The 19,331-nt window shown below is 64.2% G+C and carries 16 protein-coding genes; 12 read left to right on the top strand and 4 right to left on the bottom strand.

Translation table 11 applies throughout. The features are described 5' to 3' along the window. Positions 1-25 precede the first annotated feature (25 nt). The 12 genes from JOE27_RS20835 (at position 26) to JOE27_RS20780 (ending at position 14,842) form a co-directional block, all read left to right on the top strand. Positions 26-1,192: an alginate biosynthesis protein Alg44 gene (locus tag JOE27_RS20835; protein ID WP_174142262.1), complete on the top strand. Its 1,167-nt coding sequence runs from the start codon at positions 26-28 to the stop codon at positions 1,190-1,192. Between the two features lie 12 nt (positions 1,193-1,204). Further along, positions 1,205-2,626: an alginate biosynthesis TPR repeat lipoprotein AlgK gene (gene algK / locus JOE27_RS20830; RefSeq protein WP_204919819.1), complete on the top strand. Its 1,422-nt coding sequence runs from the start codon at positions 1,205-1,207 to the stop codon at positions 2,624-2,626. Beyond that, on the top strand, positions 2,623-4,101 hold the full coding sequence (locus JOE27_RS20825; protein WP_115273615.1) for an alginate export family protein: 1,479 nt from the start codon (positions 2,623-2,625) through the stop codon (positions 4,099-4,101). Before algK ends, JOE27_RS20825 begins: the two co-directional genes overlap by 4 nt. Before the next feature lie 19 nt (positions 4,102-4,120). After that, on the top strand, positions 4,121-5,680 hold the full coding sequence (algG, locus tag JOE27_RS20820; RefSeq protein WP_115273614.1) for a mannuronan 5-epimerase AlgG: 1,560 nt from the start codon (positions 4,121-4,123) through the stop codon (positions 5,678-5,680). A 13-nt stretch (positions 5,681-5,693) separates the two neighbouring features. Then, on the top strand, positions 5,694-7,133 hold the full coding sequence (locus tag JOE27_RS20815; protein WP_204919810.1) for an alginate O-acetyltransferase: 1,440 nt from the start codon (positions 5,694-5,696) through the stop codon (positions 7,131-7,133). A 7-nt stretch (positions 7,134-7,140) separates the two neighbouring features. Continuing rightward, the gene (locus tag JOE27_RS20810; protein ID WP_012312810.1) at positions 7,141-8,244 is read left to right on the top strand and encodes a mannuronate-specific alginate lyase; all 1,104 of its coding nucleotides are present in this window, start codon (positions 7,141-7,143) and stop codon (positions 8,242-8,244) included. A 216-nt stretch (positions 8,245-8,460) separates the two neighbouring features. Then, on the top strand, positions 8,461-9,921 hold the full coding sequence (locus JOE27_RS20805; RefSeq protein ID WP_012312809.1) for an MBOAT family protein: 1,461 nt from the start codon (positions 8,461-8,463) through the stop codon (positions 9,919-9,921). An 11-nt stretch (positions 9,922-9,932) separates the two neighbouring features. Beyond that, positions 9,933-11,090 (top strand): alginate O-acetyltransferase, encoded by a 1,158-nt coding sequence (locus JOE27_RS20800; protein WP_046784812.1) that lies wholly within the window; start codon positions 9,933-9,935, stop codon positions 11,088-11,090. A gap of 21 nt (positions 11,091-11,111) precedes the next feature. Beyond that, on the top strand, positions 11,112-11,759 hold the full coding sequence (locus JOE27_RS20795) for an alginate O-acetyltransferase AlgF (protein ID WP_115273612.1): 648 nt from the start codon (positions 11,112-11,114) through the stop codon (positions 11,757-11,759). Between the two features lie 37 nt (positions 11,760-11,796). Beyond that, positions 11,797-13,251, top strand: coding sequence for a mannose-1-phosphate guanylyltransferase/mannose-6-phosphate isomerase (locus JOE27_RS20790; RefSeq protein ID WP_204919808.1), 1,455 nt, complete (start codon positions 11,797-11,799; stop codon positions 13,249-13,251). Positions 13,252-13,403: 152 nt separating this feature from the next. Beyond that, a complete protein-coding gene (locus tag JOE27_RS20785; protein ID WP_204919806.1) occupies positions 13,404-13,868 on the top strand; it encodes a multidrug transporter in 465 nt (154 codons plus the stop codon). Positions 13,869-14,017: 149 nt separating this feature from the next. Then, positions 14,018-14,842 carry an SDR family oxidoreductase gene (locus tag JOE27_RS20780; RefSeq protein ID WP_204919804.1) on the top strand — a complete coding sequence of 275 codons (825 nt, stop codon included), beginning with the start codon at positions 14,018-14,020 and terminating at the stop codon, positions 14,840-14,842. On the opposite strand, the gene JOE27_RS20775 is transcribed toward JOE27_RS20780, so the two are convergent. Genes JOE27_RS20775 through JOE27_RS20760 form a run of 4 tightly spaced genes read right to left on the bottom strand, consistent with a single transcriptional unit; the run spans position 14,792 to position 19,297 of the window. Next, on the bottom strand, positions 14,792-15,202 hold the full coding sequence (locus JOE27_RS20775) for an SDR family NAD(P)-dependent oxidoreductase (protein ID WP_204919802.1): 411 nt from the start codon (positions 15,200-15,202) through the stop codon (positions 14,792-14,794). The two genes, JOE27_RS20780 and JOE27_RS20775, sit on opposite strands and share 51 nt — an antisense overlap. Before the next feature lie 16 nt (positions 15,203-15,218). Then, entirely contained in the window at positions 15,219-16,670 is a 1,452-nt protein-coding gene (locus JOE27_RS20770; protein ID WP_204919799.1) for an efflux transporter outer membrane subunit, read from the bottom strand. Next, the gene (locus JOE27_RS20765; RefSeq protein ID WP_115273609.1) at positions 16,667-17,728 is read right to left on the bottom strand and encodes an HlyD family secretion protein; all 1,062 of its coding nucleotides are present in this window, start codon (positions 17,726-17,728) and stop codon (positions 16,667-16,669) included. The genes JOE27_RS20770 and JOE27_RS20765 overlap by 4 nt, the downstream gene beginning before the upstream one ends. Before the next feature lie 27 nt (positions 17,729-17,755). Next, entirely contained in the window at positions 17,756-19,297 is a 1,542-nt protein-coding gene (locus JOE27_RS20760) for an MFS transporter (RefSeq protein ID WP_046784806.1), read from the bottom strand. Positions 19,298-19,331 lie beyond the last annotated feature (34 nt).

Genomic DNA, 19,331 nt, shown 5'->3' with positions numbered 1-19,331 from the left:
TCGGAACTAACAGGAACAAACCACCATGAATACCGCCGTGAACGTCAATGTCGTGCATGAGTCCGAAGCCCAGCGCCAGCACGCCCGGGTGCGCATCCCGGCCAAGCTGCGCTATCTGGATGGCGAACGCCAGACCCAGGAGGTCAAGGTCGAAGACCTGTCCGCTGGCGGCTTGAGTTTTTACGCCAAGCAGCCGCTGAAGGTCGGTCAGGTACTGCGCGGGCGCTTGCAGTTCGTGGTCGACAACCTGGGCCTGTCGATGGACATCGAGTTTCAGGTGCGCTCCTGCAACCCGAGCGATGGCCGTACCGGTGCGCAGTTCCAGAACCTCGAACCCCGCGACATCGCCACCCTGCGCCACATCATCACCAGCCACCTTTCTGGTGAACTGATCAGCGTCGGCGACGTGCTCAGCACCCTGCAGCGCGACAACTTCACCAAGGCGCGCAAACAGAAGGACGGCGGCTCTGGCCTGTCCGCTTTCGGCCGCCTCAAGGCAGTGACCGTGACCCTCGGGGTGTTCGTCGTTGGTGTGGCCGCCTTCGGCTTCGTCGCCAAATCGCTGTACGGCATGTACTTCGTCAGCCACGCCGAAGCCGGCGTGGTCGCAGTGCCGACCACCAACATCACCATGCCGCGTGACGGCACCGTCAACAGCCTGGTCGAGCCCGGTGGCATGGTGGTCAAGGGCGCGCCGCTGGCAAGCTTCAGCACCAGCATGCTGGACATGCTCAAAGGCCACCTGGACGACTCGCAGCTGGAACCGGCCAAGGTCGAGGAACTGTTCGGCAAGCAACTCTCCGGCACCCTCACCAGCCCCTGCGATTGCGTAGTCGCCCGCCAGCTGGTGGACGATGGCCAGTACGCCGCCAAGGGCCAGCCGATCTTCCAACTGGTCCCGCGTACCAGCAACCCGATGGTCGAGGCACGCTTCAGCTACCGCCAGTTCGACGAAGTCAAGCCAGGTACCCGCGTCAACTTCCAGGTGGCGGGCGAAACCGAAGTGCGCACCGGCCAGATCGTCAGCAGCGCCAGCCTCGACAGCGAAAACCTGGCGTCCGACATCCGCGTGCAGATCAAACCAGACGGCGGCCTGCCTGCCGAGCTGGCCGGGCGCCCGGCATCGGTCAGCAGCGACCGTGGCCCTTCGCTCAACTGGCTGATCGACAAAGCCGTGGCCCGTGGGCTGTAAGAGGATCAAACGATGATTCCCCACAAGAAAAGCGCAAGCCTGGGCCTCTGTGCCCTGGCCGCGGCGATCGCCCTGGCAGGCTGTGCGGGCCTGCCTGACCAGCGCCTGGCCAACGAAGCCCTCAAGCGCGGTGACACCGCGCTGGCCGAGCGCAACTACAAGGCCCTGGCTGACCTGGGCTACAGCGACGCACAAGTAGGCCTGGCCGATATCAAAGTCGCTACCCGCGACCCTTCGCAGCTCAAGGAAGCTGAGGCCACTTATCGCGCTGCGGCGGCAACCTCGCCACGCGCCCAGGCACGCCTCGGCCGCCTGCTGGTGGCCAAGCCCGACAGCACCCAGGCCGAACGCGAAGAAGCTCAGACCCTGCTCAAGCTCGCCGCCAAGCAGGGCCAAGGCAATACCCTGATCCCGCTGGCGATGCTCTACCTGACCTACCCGCAGAGTTTCCCCAACATCAATGCCCAGCAGCAGATCGACCAGTGGCGCGCTGCCGGCAACCCGGAAGCGGGCCTGGCCCAGGTGCTGCTGTATCGCACCCAGGGCACCTACGACCAGCACCTGGGTGAAGTCGAGAAGATCTGCAAGGCTGCGCTGAACACCAGCGACATCTGCTACGTCGAGCTGGCCACCGTGTACCAGAAACGCGGCCAGGCCGACCAGCAAGCCGCCCTGCTCGGCCAGCTCAAATCCGCTTATGCCCGCGGTGCGGTGCCTGCCACTCGGGTCGACAGCGTTGCCCGTGTACTGGCCGACCGTAGCCTGGGCCAGACCGACGAAAAAACCGCCAAAGCGCTGCTGGAGCAGGTCGCCCCGGCCAATCCGGCTTCCTGGGTGAGCCTGGCGCAACTGGTCTACGACTTCCCGGAACTGGGCGACACCGACCAGCTGATGGCCTACATCGACAAGGGCCGCGAAGCCGAACAGCCGCGTGCCGAACTGTTGCTGGGCCGCCTGTACTACGAAGGCAAGACCTTGCCCGCCGATGCCGAAAAGGCCGAACACCACCTGCAGGCAGCTGCCGAGGCCGGCGAAGTCAGCGCCCACTACTACCTTGGCCAGCTGTATCGCCGTGGCTACCTGGGCAACGTCGAGCCGCAAAAGGCCGTCGATCACCTGCTCAGCGCAGCCCGCGGTGGCCAGAACAGTGCCGACTATGCCCTTGCCCAGCTGTTCAGCGAAGGCCATGGCATTCGCCCACAACCTGGCAACGCCTGGGTATTCGCCCAGCTTTCGCAGGCCAACCCGACGCCGCAGTCCACCGAGCTGCTGCAGCAACTCGACCAGCAGCTCACGCCTGACCAGCGCAGCCAGGCACAAAGCCTGCTGACGCAGGAAAAGCAGGCTCGCGGCAGCATGGCCCAAGGCGGCACCCTGGCCCTCGAGGCCCTGCAAGACGACGAAAAAGAAGTAGACGGTGAGGACTCGCTATGACGCTCAATCCCTTCGTGAAAGCCGGCATCGGCCTGAGCTTCGCCCTGCTGTGGTCCTGCCCGACCCTGGCCGACATGACCGCCCAGAAAAACTTCGGCCTGGATGTGAAGATCACCGGCCAGTCGGAAGACGATCGCGACCTGGGCACCCGCTCCGGCGGTGACGTCAACGGCCTGGGCCTTGACCTGCGCCCTTGGGTATACGGCGAGCGCGGCAACTGGAGTGCCTTCGCCATGGGCCAGGCCGTTGCTGCCACAGACACCATCGAAACCGACACCCTGCGCCAGAACGATGACGGCACCACCACCGACACCGGTGACGACAGCCGCCAACCCGACAAAAGCTACCTGGCCATGCGCGAGTTCTGGGTCGGCTACAGCGGCCTCACGGCTTACCCGGGCGAGCAGCTGCGCCTTGGTCGCCAACGCCTGCGCAGCGACGACGGCATGTGGCGCGACACCAACATCGAAGCGTTGAACTGGACCTTCGACACCACCTTGCTCAAGGCTGACCTGGGTGTGGCCCAACGCTTCAGCGAATACCGCACCGACCTGACCGAGCTGGCCCCGGAAGACGAAGACCGTACGCACATCTACGGTAACGTCGCCACGCAGTGGACACCCGGCCACTGGGTCGGCCTGCGCGCCCACCACACCCATGACAGCGGCAGCCTGAAAAGCCCGGGCGAAACCATCGACGCACTGGACAAGACTCGCACCGGCGACCTCACCTGGCTGGGCCTGGAAGCCAACAGCGACGCCTACAACTGGCGCAACGACCACACCGTCAACTACTGGGGCAGCCTGACCTGGCTGACCGGTGATCGCGACAAGCTCAACAGCCAGCTGGTCGGTGACGACCAGGTCGTCGTCGGCAAGCAGAGCGGCGACGTCAACGCCTGGGCCACCGACCTGGGCATCCGCCTGCGCCTGGACCCGAACTGGCAGGTTGGCGCGGCCTATGCCCGCGGCAGCGGCGGTGGTGGCGACGACGGTTCGAGCAACTTCGAGCAGACCGGCCTTGAGAGCAACCGCTCCAACTTCACCGGTACCCGTTCGCGCGTGCACCGCTTCGGCGAGGCCTTCCGCGGCGAGCTGGGCAACCTGCAGGCGGCCACCCTGTTCGCCTCCTGGCAACTGCGCGAGGACTACGACGCCAGCTTCATCTACCACAAGTTCTGGCGTGTCGACGGTTCGCAGAACATCGGCTCCAGCGGCATCAACGCTGCAGTCAACGACAACGGCGTGAGCCGCCCGCTGGTCAACGGCGAGAAAGACCTGGGCCAGGAAATGGACGTGGTCGTCACCAAGTACTTCAAGCAGGGCCTGCTGCCTGCTTCGATGAGCCAGGCGATCGACGAGCCGTCCGCGCTGGTGCGCCTGCGCGCCGGTGTGTTCAAGCCCGGCGATGCCTATGGCAAGGAAGCGGACTCCTACATGCACCGCGCCTTCGTCGACGTGATCTGGCGCTTCTAAGGCCGGTAGAGGACCTGCAATGAACCTTCACCCGCACTTACGTCACAGCCTTCTGGCCAGCGCTCTGCTGCTGGCCTCAGGGCTGGCCGTCGCCGCAGAACCTGCGGTGATCGCCAAGGAACTGCAGCATGCCAAGACCTACACCGTGTCCAGCGCACCGACCGAGCCGTTGCACATGGACCCGCCCAAGCTGCCCGATCTGAGCGGTTACACCGCCGCCGCTGTGCAGAAAAAGATCGACCGCAGCCACAAGGGCAAGGTCAGCGTGCGCCGCATGCTGCAGGAAGAATCGCTCAAGGAATTCATCGGCGGCGACAACAAGGCTGCCGAGTGGGTACAACGCCAGCACGGCATCCCCCAGGCGATCTTCGTCGATGACGGCCATGTCGACCTGGTCGAACTGAGCAAGAAGGTGCCCAAGCAGTACCTCAGCGAAGTCGAGCCAGGTGTTTACCTGGCGCGTCTGCCGATCGTGGTCGGGCACAAGGGCATCCTCGAGATCGACGGCAAGGTCAAGCAACTGCGCCTGTCCCAGGAGGGCGGCGCGTTCCTGGTCAATGACGGCAAACTGTTCGTCAGCGACACCCAGGTCACTGGCTGGCGCGAGAAGGACAACGGCCCGGCGACCTTCCGCTCGCCCAATGAATTCCGCCCGTTCCTGCTGTCGTGGGGCGGCACCGAGACGTACATCGTCAACACCAAGATGGCCAGTTTTGGCTATGCCAAGTCCAAGTCGTACGGTGTGAGCATCTCGCAGTACACCCCGAACATGGCCAAGCGCATGGGCCGCCCGGAGCCCACCGGCTGGATCATCGGCTCGGAATTCAGTGACATGTGGTACGGGTTCTACTGCTACGAGACCCAGGACTTCGTGGTCAAGGACAGCACCTACCGCGACAACATCGTCTACGGCATCGACCCGCACGACCGTTCGCACCGCCTGATCATCGCCGGCAACACGGTGTATGGCACCAAGAAAAAGCACGGGATCATCGTCTCGCGTGAGGTCAACGACAGCTGGATCATCAACAACAAGAGCTACGACAACAAGCTCTCGGGCGTGGTGATCGACCGTAACAGCGTCAACAACCTGATCGCCTACAACGAAATTTACCGTAACCACACCGACGGCATCACTTTGTACGAAAGCGGTGACAACCTGATCTGGGGCAACAAGCTGATCAACAACCGTCGCCACGGCATCCGCGTGCGCAACAGCGTCAACATCCGCCTGTACGAGAACGTCGCCATGGCCAATGGCCTGGTTGGCGTGTACGGGCACATCAAGGACCTGTCCGACACCGACCGTGACATCGCCCTCGACCCGTTCGACACCAAGGTCTCGCTGATCGTGGTCGGCGGTGAGCTGGCGGCCAACGGCTCGGGGCCTCTTTCGATCGATTCGCCGCTGTCGGTGGAGCTGTACAAAGTCTCCATGCTCGCCCCGCGCAAATCCAACGGCATCAGCCTCAACGGCATCCTGGGCGAGCGCCAGGACGAAATCCTCGACCTGCTGGTGCGCCAGCAGAAGGCCGTGCTGATCGACCCGGTCGAACGCCAGACCGAAATGATCGATTAAGGAAGCCCAGACCATGACCCCACACTTGATGAAACTGCTGGGCCTGTCCGCCGCCCTCCTGGCCATCAGCCAGGGCGTGCGCGCCGACGAGGTCAAGGCGCCGACCTTCACTGCCGAGCCTTGCTGCCAGCTGTGCCCCGAGGCACACGACGCCAGCCGCTACACCACACGCTACCAGCAGAACTTCACCACGCTGGTACAAGCCAAGGGCGACTGGCTGTTCCGTACCCGCGAAGACCTGCGTACCGAGTTCAGCACCACACCTGCAGGCTACAAGCGCCTGCAGCAAGTGCACGACGCGTTCAAGAAGCGTGGTGTGGAACTGGTGGTGGTGTACCAGCCAACCCGAGGCCTGGTGAATCGCAACATGCTCAACCCGGCCGAGAAAGCCGCCTTCGATTACCAGAAGGCCCTGGGCAACTACCAGGCCATGCTCAAGCGCTTTGCCAGCATGGGCTACAACGTGCCGGACCTGTCGCCGCTGACCAACGAACAGTTGGCAGCCGCCGAGCAGGGCAAGGACTTCTACTTCCGTGGTGACCAGCACTGGACACCTTACGGTGCTGAGCGTGCAGCCAGGATCGTGGCCGACACCGTACACAAGATGCCGGCCTTCGAAGGTATCCCGCGCAAGGAATTCGAGACCCACAAGTCCGGGCGCATGGGCAAGACCGGCACCCTGCACAACGTTGCCGGGCAGCTGTGCGGCACCAGCTACGCCGTACAGTACATGGACCAGTTCGCCACCGAACCGAAAGGCGCCAGCGGCGGCGACGATCTGTTCGGTGACAGCGGTAACGCCCAGATCACCTTGGTCGGCACCAGCCACAGCGGCAAGAACTACAACTTCTCGGGCTTCCTTGAGCAGTACATCGGTGCCGACGTGCTCAACGTCGCCTTCCCTGGCGGCGGCCTGGAAGGCTCGATGATCGAGTACCTGGGCAGTGAGGAATTCCAGAACAATCCACCGAAGATCCTTATCTGGGAATTCTCGCCGCTGTATCGCCTGGACCAGGAAACCATCTGGCGGCAGATCCTCGGTCTGCTCGACGATGGCTGTGACGCGCGCCCGGCACTGATGAGCGCCAGCAGCACCCTCAAGCCCGGCAAGAACGAGTTGATGGTCAACGGCAAGGGCGGGGTGATCAAAGACCTGGTCAACCGCAACCTGCAGATGGACATCAAGTTCGAAGACCCTTCGGTGAAGGTGCTGCAAGCCACCCTCTGGTACCTCAACGGGCGCCACGAGGACATCAAGATCGAGAAGCCGGAAACCTCCGACACCAATGGCCGCTTCGTCTTCCAGATGCGTGAAGACGAGGACTGGGCCAGCCAGAACTTGCTGGCCCTGGAAGTCCAGGGGCCAGAAAGCGGCACCCAGAAGGTCGAGGCCAAGCTCTGCAAACGCAACAACTACGCCGTGCCCGCGCAAACCGCGCAGGCCGGCCAGTGAGGCGACCATGACTGCATTCAAGCGAATCTTCAGCCCCGCCCTGCTCGTTCTGGCCCTGTACGGAGGTGCCGCGCATGCCGCGCTGGTCCCCCCCCAGGGTTATTACGAGGGGATTGAAAAAATCAAGACCAGCGACGGCAACTTCCGCTGCGAATCTGCGCCCAAACCTTTCACCGGCGCGCTGCAATTTCGCAGCAAGTACGAAGGCTCGGACAAGGCTCGGGCGACCCTGAACCGGGACTCGGAACAAGCCTTCCGCGACTCCACCAAAGACATCACAACCCTTGAGCGTGGTGTCGCCAAGATGGTCAACCAGTACATGCGTGACGGCCGCCCGGCACAACTGGACTGCACCCTGACCTGGCTGGGCACCTGGGCGCGCGCCGATGCGCTGATGTCCACCAACTACAACCACACCGGCAAGTCCATGCGCAAATGGGCGCTGGGCAGCATGAGCGGCTCGTGGCTGCGCCTGAAGTTCTCCAATTCGCAGCCACTGGCAGCACACCAGGCCGAGGCCGAGCTGATCGAGAAGTGGTTCGCCCGCCTCGCCGAGCAGACCGTGCGCGACTGGAGCAACCTGCCGCTGGAGAAGATCAACAACCACAGCTACTGGGCGGCCTGGTCGGTGATGGCTACCGCCGTGGCCACCGACCGCCGTGACCTGTTCGACTGGGCGGTGAAGGAATACAAGGTCGGCGCCAACCAGATCGACGACCAAGGCTTCCTGCCCAACGAAATCAAGCGCAAGCAGCGTGCCCTGGCTTACCACAACTACGCCCTGCCGCCACTGGCGATGATCGCAAGCTTTGCCAAGGCCAATGGCGTGGACCTGCGCAGCGAAAACAACTTTGCCCTGCAGCGCCTGGGTGAAGGCGTGCTGTACGGCGCCCGCGACCCGCGCCACTTCGCCGAGCGCGCAGGTGAGAAACAGGACATGAAGGACCTCAAGGTCGACGGCAAGTACGCCTGGCTCGAGCCTTGGTGCGCGCTGTACCAGTGCGTGGGCGACACGCTTGAGCGCAAACACCGGATGCAGCCGTTCGACAGCTTCCGCCTGGGCGGCAACCTGACCCGGGTCTATGACCCGAGCGCGCAATCCAAGAAATGAGCGTTGCCTGAATGGGGGCCGCTTTGCGGCCCATCGCGACGCAAGGCCGCTCCTACAAGGACGGCGCTGAATCTGTAGGAGCGGCCTCGCGTCGCGAAACGAGGGCCAAGCCCCTCGCCAGCGGTATTGAAGCAACAAAGGTTTCCTCCAGTTTCTCACTGGGGGGTTTGGGGGGCGCTTTGCCCTGGATGCTGTGAACAATTTAGGAGAACCGGGATGGTCTTCTCGTCCAACGTGTTCCTGTTCCTGTTCTTGCCGATATTCCTCGGCCTGTACTACCTGAGCGGGCAACGCTATCGCAACCTGCTGCTGCTGGTCGCCAGCTACATCTTCTACGCCTGGTGGCGGGTGGACTTCCTCGCCCTGTTCGCCGGTGTCACCCTGTGGAACTACTGGATCGGCCTGAAAGTCGGCGCCGCTGGCGTGCGCACCAAGCCTGCACAGCGCTGGCTGTTGCTGGGCGTAGGCGTGGACCTGGCGATCCTCGGCTACTTCAAGTACGCCAATTTCGGCGTCGACAGCCTCAACGCGATCATCAGCTCGTTCGGCCTTGAGCCCTTCATCCTCACCCACGTGCTGTTGCCGATCGGTATCTCGTTCTACATCTTCGAGTCGATCAGCTACATCATCGATGTGTACCGCGGCGACACCCCGGCCACCCGCAACCTGATCGACTTCGCAGCGTTCGTGGCGATCTTCCCGCACCTGATCGCCGGCCCGGTGCTGCGCTTCAAGGACCTGGTCGACCAGTTCAACAACCGCACCCACACCCTGGACAAGTTCTCCGAAGGCTGCACCCGCTTCATGCAGGGCTTCATCAAGAAAGTGTTCATCGCCGACACCCTGGCGGTGGTCGCCGACCATTGCTTCGCCCTGCAGAACCCGACCACCGGTGACGCCTGGCTCGGTGCGCTGGCCTACACCGCGCAGCTGTACTTCGACTTCTCCGGCTACAGCGACATGGCCATCGGCCTGGGGCTGATGATGGGCTTCCGCTTCATGGAGAACTTCAAGCAGCCTTACATCAGCCAGTCGATCACCGAGTTCTGGCGCCGCTGGCACATCAGCCTGTCGACCTGGCTGCGCGACTACCTGTACATCACCCTGGGCGGCAACCGCAAAGGCACCTTCAACACCTACCGCAACCTGTTCCTGACCATGCTGCTGGGCGGGCTGTGGCACGGCGCCAACTTCACCTACATCATCTGGGGCGCCTGGCACGGCATGTGGCTGGCAATCGAGCGCGCACTGGGCCTGGACACCAACCCGCAGCGCTTCAACCCGGTCAAGTGGGCGTTCACCTTCCTGCTGGTGGTGGTCGGCTGGGTGATCTTCCGCGCCGAAAACCTGGAAGTGGCCGGCCGCATGTACGGCGCCATGTTCAGCTTCGGCGAGTGGCAGCTGTCCGAACTCAACCGCGCCCAGCTCACCGGGCTGCAGGTGGCGACGCTGGTCATCGCCTACATCACCCTGGCGTTCTTCGGCCTGCGTGACTTCTACCGCAATGCCACCCCGCCGGCAGCCATGCGCACCCCGGCGCAGGTCAATGCCGACGGCTCGCTTGGCCTGGACTGGACCCGGGTGATGACCCGCGCCCTGATCCTGCTGCTGTTCGTGGCCTCGATCCTCAAGCTTTCGGCGCAGAGCTACTCGCCGTTCCTTTACTTCCAGTTCTGAGGTTGATGACCATGACCCGGACATTACGCATCACCTATTCCCTGTCGTTCATCGGCCTGCTGGTAGGCATGGGCGCCTGGTCCACCGGTGGCCTGCAAAGCTTCCAGCGCACCGAACAGATGACCGTGCTCAACGGCAAGCTGGCCAAGGCCGCCGAGACGCACTACGACGACGAGTTCCCGATCAAGCGCCTGGGCACCAACCTCTGGGCCGCGCTGGATTACAAGCTGTTCAACGAAGGCCGCCCGGGCGTGGTGCTGGGCCGTGACCAGTGGCTGTTCAGCGACGAAGAGTTCAAACCGACTGCCGGTGCCGACCAGCTCATGCAGGAAAACCTGGCGCTGATCCGCGGTGTGCGCGACACCCTGCAACAGCACGGCAGCCAGCTGGTGCTGGCGATCGTGCCGGCCAAGGCGCGGGTCTACTCGGAGTATGTGGGCAAGGAGGCACCAGCCAGCCTGCATGACGACCTGTACAACCAGTTCCATGCCCAGGTCCGTCAGGCCAACGTGTTCGCCCCTGACCTGATGGCCCCGATGGAACAGGCCAAGGCCCGCGGCCAGGTCTTCCTGCGCACCGATACCCACTGGACGCCGATGGGCGCTGAAGTCGCCGCACAGGCTGTGGCCGAGGCGGTCGGGCGCCAGAGCCTGCTCAACGGCGACCCACAGACGTTCATCACCGAGGCCGGCAACACCGCCCCGTACAAGGGCGACCTGACCAACTTCCTGCCACTGGACCCGCTGTTCAGCAACCTCTTGCCCAGCCCGGACACCCTGCAGCAACGCAGCACGCGCCCGGTCGAGGCCGAAGGTGATGCGGGCGATGCCCTGTTCGCCGACAGCCAGATCCCGGTCGCCCTGGTCGGCACCAGCTACAGCGCCAACCCGCACTGGAACTTCCTCGGCGCGCTGCAGCAGGCCCTGCGCAGCGACGTCGCCAACTATGCCGAAGACGGCCACGGCCCCCTGCTGCCAATGCTCAAGTACCTGCAAAGCGATGCTTTCAAGAACGCCGCGCCACAGGTTGTGGTGTGGGAATTCCCCGAACGTTATCTGCCAATGAAAAACGACCTCAGCAGCTTCGATCCACAGTGGATCGCGCAACTGAAGAACACCCGCAAATCCGAAGAAAACCTGGCCCTGTCGTCCAACCGGACGGACCACTGATAGATAGAGAGGAACACGCACATGACTACCAAGACTTCCATTGCCAAAGCCCTCACCCTCGCAGCAGGCCTGTCGTTGGCTTCGATGCAGGCATTCGCCGGCGCCGACGCTGCCCTGTATGGCCCGACCGCACCGAAAGGCTCGACCTTCGTGCGCCTGTACAACGCCTCCCCTGCACCGGCTGCCGCCAGCGTCGGCAACACCCAGATCAAACAGGTCGGCGCCCAGGCCAGCAGCGACTTCAGCTTCCTCCCGGGCGGTGACTACACCGCGCAGGTCGCCGGCAAGAGTGTCCCGGTCAAGCTCGCCGCAGACAAGTACTACACCCTGGTCAACAACGGCAGCGGCAACCCGCAGCTGATCGAAGAACCGCCTTTCAAGAACAAGCAGAAAGCCCTGGTGCGTGTACAGAACCTGAGCGATCAGGCGCTGGCCCTGAAGACCGCTGACGGCAAGACCGAGGTGGTTACTCCGGTGGCTGCCAAAGGCCGTGGCGAGCGTGAGATCAACCCGGTCAAGGTGAACCTGGCCCTGTTTGCAGGAGACAAGAAAGTCAGCGACGTCAAACCCGTCGCCCTGGAGCGCGGCGAAGCCGCCGTGCTGTACGTCACCGGCTCGGGCAGCAGCCTGTCGCCGGTATGGGTCACCCGCCCAGTGTCCACCAACTGATCCTCTGCCTCTTTAACGACCTTATTGGAGAAACAACATGATCCCGGTAATTCTTTCTGGTGGTAGCGGTTCGCGTCTGTGGCCTTTGTCGCGCAAGCAGTTCCCCAAGCAGTTCCTCGCCCTGACCGGTGAGCACACGCTGTTCCAGCAAACCCTCGAGCGCCTGGTGTTCGAAGGCATGGACGCCCCGATCGTGGTCTGCAACAAGGACCACAAGTTCATCGTCCAGGAACAGCTCGCGGCGCTGAAACTGCAGACCCAGGGCATCCTGATGGAACCCTTCGGCCGCAACACGGCCCCTGCGGTGGCGATGGCCGCCATGAAGCTGGCCAACGAGGGGCGCGATGACTTGATGCTGGTGCTGCCGGCCGACCACGTGATCGACGACCAGAAGGCCCTGCAACGTGCCCTGGCCCTGGCCACCGTGGCCGCCGAGCGTGGCGAGATGGTGCTGTTCGGCGTCCCGGCGACCAAGCCCGAGACCGGCTATGGCTACATCCGCTCCAGCCAAGACGCCCTGCTGCCCGAAGGTGTGGCCCGGGTGGCGCAGTTCGTCGAAAAACCCGACGAAAAGCGCGCCGCCGAGTTCGTTCAGTCCGGTGGCTACTTCTGGAACAGCGGCATGTTCCTGTTCCGCGCCAGCCGCTTCCTTGAAGAGCTGAAAAAGCACGAGCCCGACATCTATGACACTTGCGTGCTGGCCCTGGAGCGCAGCGACGAAACAGATGATGTGCTGAGCATCGACGAAGCGACCTTCGCCTGCTGCCCGGACAACTCCATCGACTACGCGGTGATGGAAAAGACCCAGCGCGCCTGCGTAGTGCCGATGTCGGCTGGCTGGAGCGACGTCGGCTGCTGGTCGTCGCTGTGGGAAGTGCATGACAAGGACGCCAATGGCAACGTCACCAAGGGTGATGTGGTGGTGCAGGACAGCCGCAACTGCATGATCCATGGCAATGGCAAGCTGGTGTCGGTGATCGGCCTGGAAAACATCGTTGTGGTCGAGACCAAGGACGCGATGATGATTGCCCACAAGGACAAGGTCCAGGGCGTCAAGCAGATGGTCAAGACCCTCGACGAGCAAGGCCGCAGCGAAACCCAGAACCACCTTGAGGTGTACCGCCCGTGGGGCTCTTACGATTCGGTGGACATGGGCGGCCGCTTCCAGGTCAAGCACATCACCGTCAAGCCGGGCGCCAGCCTGTCGCTGCAGATGCACCACCACCGTGCCGAGCACTGGATCGTGGTATCGGGCACCGCCGAGGTGACGTGCGATGAAAACGTGTTCCTGCTCACCGAAAACCAGTCGACCTATATCCCGATCGCCTCGGTCCACCGCCTGCGCAACCCGGGCAAGATCCCGCTGGAGATCATCGAAGTGCAGTCCGGCAGCTACCTGGGCGAGGATGATATCGAGCGCTTCGAGGATGTGTATGGGCGCACGGCCACTCCCGTCGAACGTGGCGTATCGGTGAAGACCATCGCGCAGTAAGCTACGAGCTGCAAGCTACAAGCACAGCGGGTCGGCGGTGTACCTACAGATGTGGGGCCACCGCCGACCCGCTTTTCTCTTGCAGCTTGCCGCTTGCAGCTTGCAGCTGGCCGCTCCAAGATGTCCGAAGACTCGAACGGGAATCGGACCACATGATCATCGGCGCCTTCCTCATCCTCACCTGGCTGGTACTGCTGCTGCGTTACCCGGCCAAGGCCCTGCCGATCTCGCTGGCCGCTGTCTGCGGCCTCGGGCTGGTCGCGCTGTTCGTCGTCTGGCAGGACACACGCGAAGCTTCGCAACTGGCGCGTCTTGACCTGCGCCTGACCTATGCCCCGGATCAATGCCCCGCCGACCGTGCCTTGAAGGTACACATGAAAAACGGCAACAAGGCTCCGCTGACAGAACTGCGCTGGCGGGTCGGTGCCTACGCCCCGGGCGATACCATCAACCTGGCCGAAAACACCTACAGCGCACCACGCTATCGTGGGCCGGGCGAACTGCAGCCTGGGGCAGAATGGACCGGTTGCCTGCCACTGCCGCCACTGCGCGCCGGCTACCGGCCGCAGACACTGGAGTTTCGTGCCGAGCATCTACAGGGTACATTCGCCAACTGATACGGTGCCTGCTCTGGCCCTATCGCCGGCAAGCCGGCTGCCACAGGTTCACCGCTGCCCGCAGATTCGGGGTACTTCTGGGAGCTGCCTTGCCGGCGATAGGGCCAGCCCAGCCTATACATAACTTACTTTGAGCACAGGCCTGCCCAATGCCCACCGTCCTGATCACCGGTTGTTCCAGCGGCATCGGCCGCGCCCTGGCCGAAGCCTTTCGCGATGCCGGCCACGACGTTTGGGCCACCGCCCGTAAAGCCGAAGACGTCGAACACCTGGCCGGCGCCGGTTTCACCGCCCGGCAGCTTGACGTCAACGACGCCGAGGGCCTGAAGCACCTGGCCGAGGAGCTGGAAGCACGCCACGGCCGGCTCGACATCCTGGTCAACAACGCAGGTTACGGTGCCATGGGCCCCCTGCTCGATGGCGGCGTGGACGCCCTGCGCCAACAGTTCGAAACCAATGTGTTCGCCGTGATCGGTGTAACCGGTGCACTGTTCCCGCTGCTGCGCCGTGCGCGTGGGCTGGTGGTCAACATCGGCAGTGTATCGGGCGTACTGGTCACGCCGTTCGCCGGCGCCTACTGCGCCTCCAAGGCTGCCGTGCACGCACTGAGCGACGCCCTGCGCCTGGAGCTGGCGCCTTTCGGCATTCAGGTGATGGAAGTGCAACCGGGGGCGATCGCCTCACAATTCGCCAGCAATGCCCTGCGCCAGGCCGATCAGGTGGTAGCGGCGCAGTCGCCGTGGTGGCCGCTGCGCGAGCATATCCAGGCGCGGGCCCGCGCCTCGCAAGACCGGCCCACATCCGCGGCGCAATTTGCCCAATGGCTGCTGGCGGCCACGCGCAAATCGCCTGTGCCAGCGGTGGTGCGGCTGGGCAATGGCAGTACGGCGTTGCCGCTACTGGCACGCTGGCTGCCACGCCGGTTACTGGACTGGGTACTGCGCAAACGCTTCGGGCTGCTGCGACCGCTCTGATTCACCGCCCAGGTGGATCACCTGCCCCCATTTGCGCTCGGCCATGCCGCGGGCGTAATGACGCTGCAGGCGCCGGGCAACGTCCCGCGTGCCGTTGTTGACCAGGATATCGGTATGCGGCACCTGCTCCAGCAACGCCTGTACGCCCTGTTCGGTGCCCAGGTCAGCGGCAACGCCAATGATCCGTGCCTTGGGCAAGCGCTCACGTATCGCTTTCAGCGCAGCGTCGACCAACGCCTGGGAGCGGTCGTTGAGCACGACCTCGGCGCCGGCGGCGGCAAGGTCTATGGCGGTAGACAGGCCCTGCCCTGCCATGGAGCCACTGATGAGTGCGCGCTTTCCATTGAGGGAGAGGTGCATGGCTGCCTCCGCTTGATCACACCTTTGTCGTCGGCTGCCCGTCGAACGCCTGCCAGCCACCACCCAAAGCCTTGTACAGCCCGACCAATGCCTGCGATACCGCCGCCGAACTGTCGATCCACTGCTCTTCGCTGGCCAGCAACGCACTCTGTACGGTCAGCACGTTGAGAAAGTCCACTGCCCCTTCCACGTACTGACGCTGGGCGGTTTCCAGGGCGATGCGGTTCTGCCGCACCGCTTCGGCCAAATGATCACGGCGCAGCTGGCTGGCGTTGTAAAGGCGCAACACATCGTCGATCTCGTGCCAGGCACCGAGCACCACCTTGCGGTAGTTGAGCGCCGCCTCCTGCTGCTGCGCCTCACGCAGCGCCAGGGTGCCCTTGAGCCGGCCACCCTCGAAGATCGGCAACGACAGCTGTGGGCCGAAGGCAAAGCGGCGCGAGTCCCAGGCGCCGAAATCCGACAGTTGCATGGACTGGAAGCCGACGCTGCCGGACAGCCGGATGCTGGGGTAGAAATCCGCCTTGGCCACGCCAATGCTGGCAGTGGCCGCATGCAGCCGCGCCTCGGCCTGGCGGATGTCCGGACGGCGCTCGGCCAGCTCGGACGGCAAGCCGATCGCAAATTGCTGCTGCGGCGCGGGCAACTCCCCGCCCTCAAGCAACTGTGCCTGCAAACTGCGTGGCGGCTCGGCCGCCAGCAGGCTGAGCGCGTTGATCAGGTCGTCGCGCCGGGCCTCCAGGCTCGGTAGACGGGCCTGGATCGAGGCAACCTGGGCACTGGCCTGGGCCACGTCGAGCCGGGTGGCGACACCCTCGGCCTGGCGATCCTGGGACAGCTTCAGGCTGTGCCGGGCGACCTTCAGGTTGTCGCGCGTGACATCGAGCGTGTGCTGCACGGCACGCAACTGGATGTAGTTGCCTGCGGTTTCCGACAACAGCGCCAAGAGCACACCGCGCCGGTCATTCTCGGCCACTTCCACCGTGGCGTCGGCAGCCTCCACCTGCCGGCGCACCCGGCCCCAGAGGTCCAGCTCCCAACCGGCGACCAGGTCGCCCTGCCACAGGTTGAACGCCGACTTGCCTGCTTTGCCAGACGGGTCGCTGAGGCCTTCGGCACTGTTACGGGCGCGGCTGTAGCCGCCATCCACATCGACCGACGGCGCCTGGTCGGCAGCCACCGTGCTGCGCAAGGCGCGGCTTTGCAGCAGCCGCGCACTGGCGATCTGCAGGTCGAGGTTACGCTCGGCCACCTGCTGGATCAGCGCACTCAGGCGCGCATCGTGGAAGGTCTCCCACCAACGCAGTTCAAGCGGTTCTGCTTGCGGCTGGCTGGGTGCCGCCTGGCCCTGCAGCGGTGCCCATTGCTGCGGGGCCTGGCTGTCCGGGCGTTTGAAGTCGGGGCCCAGGGTGCAGCCGGCCATCAGCACGGCCAGCAGCAAGGGGCTCAAGCGTACTGCCGGTTTCATCGTGCACTCACCTCTTTGCCACTGAACGTGTCACCACGGGTGTCGATGGTCGCTTCCACCGACATGCCCACACGCAGGCGCGCAAGCAACGGCTGGCCGTCATCGAAGACGATTTTCACCGGGATGCGCTGCACGACCTTGGTGAAGTTGCCGGTGGCGTTGTCGGGTTTTACTGCCGCGAAGGTCACGCCAGTGGCGGGCGCAATGCTTTGGACATGGCCCTTGAGGGTTTCACCGGAAAAGGTATCGACGCTGATACTGACAGGCTGCCCCGGCTGCACATGGGTCAGCTGGGTTTCCTGGAAATTGCCGACCACATAGGCATGCTGCAAGGGCACCACCGACAGCAGGCGTGCGCCCGGGTTGACGAAGGCGCCAACGCGCAGGGCACGCTCACCGACCATGCCATCCACCGGGGCGGTAATGCGCGTGTAGGACAGGTCCAGCTGAGCTTTTTCAACGCCCGCTTCGGCACGCTTGAACTGCCCATCGGCGCTGGCGACCTGAGCGCTGAGGATGTCCACCTGCTTGCGCGCGGCAACCAATGCAGCCTGGGTATTGGCCAGCCGTGCGCGGGCCTGGTCGACCCGGCTGCGCGCCTGCTGGGCATTCTGCACGGTGCCGGCCCCCTGCTGGGCGAGGCGGCTGTAGCGGTTGACCTCATGGTCGGCGAACGATGCTTCGGCCTGCGCTGCCTTCACCGCCGCCTCGGCCTGGGCAATCAATGCCGCCTGGCGTTCCAGGGTGGCACGGGCATCGGCGCTTTGCGCCTTGGCCACCAGCAACTGGGCCTGCGCGGCATCCAGGGCGGCCTGGTAGTCACGCGCATCGATGGTCGCCAGCAACTGGCCGGCCTGCACCTGCTGGTTGTCTTCGACTAGCACTTGCTTGACGAAGCCGGCCACCTTGGGCGCCACTACGGTGTAATCGGCGATCACGTAGGCGTCGTTGGTGCTTTGCCGGTGGTCACTGCCGAGCAGCCAGGGGCCGACGATACCCGCCAGCACGGCCACGGCGAGTACCGAGCCGATCACGATTGTCTTGCGCTTGTTGGTCATTTTCAGCGGTCTCGAATTCATCCGGGCTCAGGCCACCGCGCGCGGTGGGTAGACCCGGGTAGGCACGAAAGGAATCAGGCAGATCAGCGCCACGGCGATACCGGCCATGACAAGGTAAAGGTCAGCCGAAGTCAGCACCAGCGCCTGGTCATGGATACGCTTGGCAAGGCCCGCAGCGTTGTCATCGATCAGCGGGGCGTTGCCCAGGCTGTCCACCAGGTGGTTGGAATGAAAGTGTCGGCGCAGCGTGCCGAGGGCATCCAGCAGGCCACCGGCGATCACTGCGGCGAGCCCCTTGACGGTGTTGAACCAGCTGGAGGCGAATGGGCCTTCCTGCGGGCTCATGCCATTGGTGGAGAGCATCAGCAGCGGCAGTACCGCCATCGGTTGGCCGAACACCTGAAGCAGGTAGAAAGGGTAGAAATCACCACGGATCCACTCGGAGGTCAGCAGGCTGCTGCCGATGCACGACAGCGCCAGCATCGCCAGCCCCGTGGCCAGCACCCAGCGGCAGTCCACCGCACGCAGGTTGCACAGTGCCGCCGTCAACGGCAGGGCAATCAGTTGCGGCATGGCCACCAGCATCATCAGCGGGCTGGTTTGCGCCGGGCGATACCCTTGGATTTGCGCAAGGTAGGCAGAGGGAATGCTGCCCACACCGGAAAGCACCACCAACACGCCGGCCAGGGTGACCAGCGCGAAGCTCAGGTTGCGGCGCGACAGCATGCGCAACTGGAAGAACGGCAGCGGCTCGGACCATTCGTTGTACAGGAACAGCACCAGCAACAGCACGCCCCCGCCCAGCAGCCAGCAGATCAGCGGCGAATCGAACCAGCCCCAGCGGTCCCCTAGCGACAGGCCCAGGACAATGCAGCTGATGGCCGGCAGGCCCAGCAACACGCCGCGCCAGTCGAACTGCTTGAAGCGCTCCAGGCGCAGCGGGTCCTGCGGCAAGCCCCAGCCGACACAGCACATGGCCAGGGCCGAGGGCAGGATGATCTGCCAGAACGCCCACTGCCAACCGACGTATTCGGTCCACAACCCGGCCAGCGGCGTGCCGAGGTTGGGCCCGAAGGTGGCCGTCAGGGCATAGCAGGCCAGGCCGTAGACCTTGATGCCCGGCGGCAGAAAACGCAGCGCCACGCTCATGAGCATCGGTGGCAAGGCGCCCGCTGCAAAACCCTGAAGGATGCGCAGCAGCATGAGGCTGTGCAGGTTGGGGGCCAACGGCTGCAGCAACCCCAGCAGCGCAAACAGCCCGACCGCGCTCATGGTGAAGCGGCGCAAGGAGAAGGTAGTGGCCAGCCACGGCGCGAAGGCCATGGCCGAAACCGACGCGGCGCTGTACACCGCCAGCAGCCAGGCGCCCTCGTCGGCGCCGATGCCCATGCCCCCGCGGATATCGGCCAGGGAAATCTTGGTCACCGACTCGTTGAGGCCGGCGCACAGCACGGCCAGCAACACGCCGAACAGCCCGACCACCACGCGCAGGCCGAACGCCGACTGCACGGGCGCAGCCGGCGCGGGGGCGGCGGCGATCGCGGTGGCAGGGGCGGACAGGGAACTCATGGGTAGACAACTCCAGCAACAATTTTATGGCTGG

It is taken from the genome of Pseudomonas sp. M5 (assembly GCF_016907075.1).
GTDB lineage: Bacteria > Pseudomonadota > Gammaproteobacteria > Pseudomonadales > Pseudomonadaceae > Aquipseudomonas > Aquipseudomonas putida_E.
This window is presented reverse-complemented; position numbering and strand designations above follow the sequence as displayed.

Excerpts from the sequence above, each read along its gene's own strand:
- algK (WP_204919819.1), top strand. The coding sequence starts at position 1,205 with ATGATTCCCCACAAGAAAAGCGCAAGCCTGGGCCTCTGTGCCCTGGCC.
- JOE27_RS20835 (WP_174142262.1), top strand. The coding sequence starts at position 26 with ATGAATACCGCCGTGAACGTCAATGTCGTGCATGAGTCCGAAGCCCAG.
- JOE27_RS20810 (WP_012312810.1), top strand. The coding sequence starts at position 7,141 with ATGACTGCATTCAAGCGAATCTTCAGCCCCGCCCTGCTCGTTCTGGCC.
- JOE27_RS20785 (WP_204919806.1), top strand. The coding sequence starts at position 13,404 with ATGATCATCGGCGCCTTCCTCATCCTCACCTGGCTGGTACTGCTGCTG.
- JOE27_RS20775 (WP_204919802.1), bottom strand. The coding sequence starts at position 15,202 with ATGCACCTCTCCCTCAATGGAAAGCGCGCACTCATCAGTGGCTCCATG.
- JOE27_RS20815 (WP_204919810.1), top strand. The coding sequence starts at position 5,694 with ATGACCCCACACTTGATGAAACTGCTGGGCCTGTCCGCCGCCCTCCTG.
- JOE27_RS20825 (WP_115273615.1), top strand. The coding sequence starts at position 2,623 with ATGACGCTCAATCCCTTCGTGAAAGCCGGCATCGGCCTGAGCTTCGCC.
- JOE27_RS20800 (WP_046784812.1), top strand. The coding sequence starts at position 9,933 with ATGACCCGGACATTACGCATCACCTATTCCCTGTCGTTCATCGGCCTG.
- algG (WP_115273614.1), top strand. The coding sequence starts at position 4,121 with ATGAACCTTCACCCGCACTTACGTCACAGCCTTCTGGCCAGCGCTCTG.
- JOE27_RS20760 (WP_046784806.1), bottom strand. The coding sequence starts at position 19,297 with ATGAGTTCCCTGTCCGCCCCTGCCACCGCGATCGCCGCCGCCCCCGCG.
- JOE27_RS20765 (WP_115273609.1), bottom strand. The coding sequence starts at position 17,728 with ATGACCAACAAGCGCAAGACAATCGTGATCGGCTCGGTACTCGCCGTG.
- JOE27_RS20805 (WP_012312809.1), top strand. The coding sequence starts at position 8,461 with ATGGTCTTCTCGTCCAACGTGTTCCTGTTCCTGTTCTTGCCGATATTC.
- JOE27_RS20795 (WP_115273612.1), top strand. The coding sequence starts at position 11,112 with ATGACTACCAAGACTTCCATTGCCAAAGCCCTCACCCTCGCAGCAGGC.
- JOE27_RS20780 (WP_204919804.1), top strand. The coding sequence starts at position 14,018 with ATGCCCACCGTCCTGATCACCGGTTGTTCCAGCGGCATCGGCCGCGCC.
- JOE27_RS20790 (WP_204919808.1), top strand. The coding sequence starts at position 11,797 with ATGATCCCGGTAATTCTTTCTGGTGGTAGCGGTTCGCGTCTGTGGCCT.
- JOE27_RS20770 (WP_204919799.1), bottom strand. The coding sequence starts at position 16,670 with ATGAAACCGGCAGTACGCTTGAGCCCCTTGCTGCTGGCCGTGCTGATG.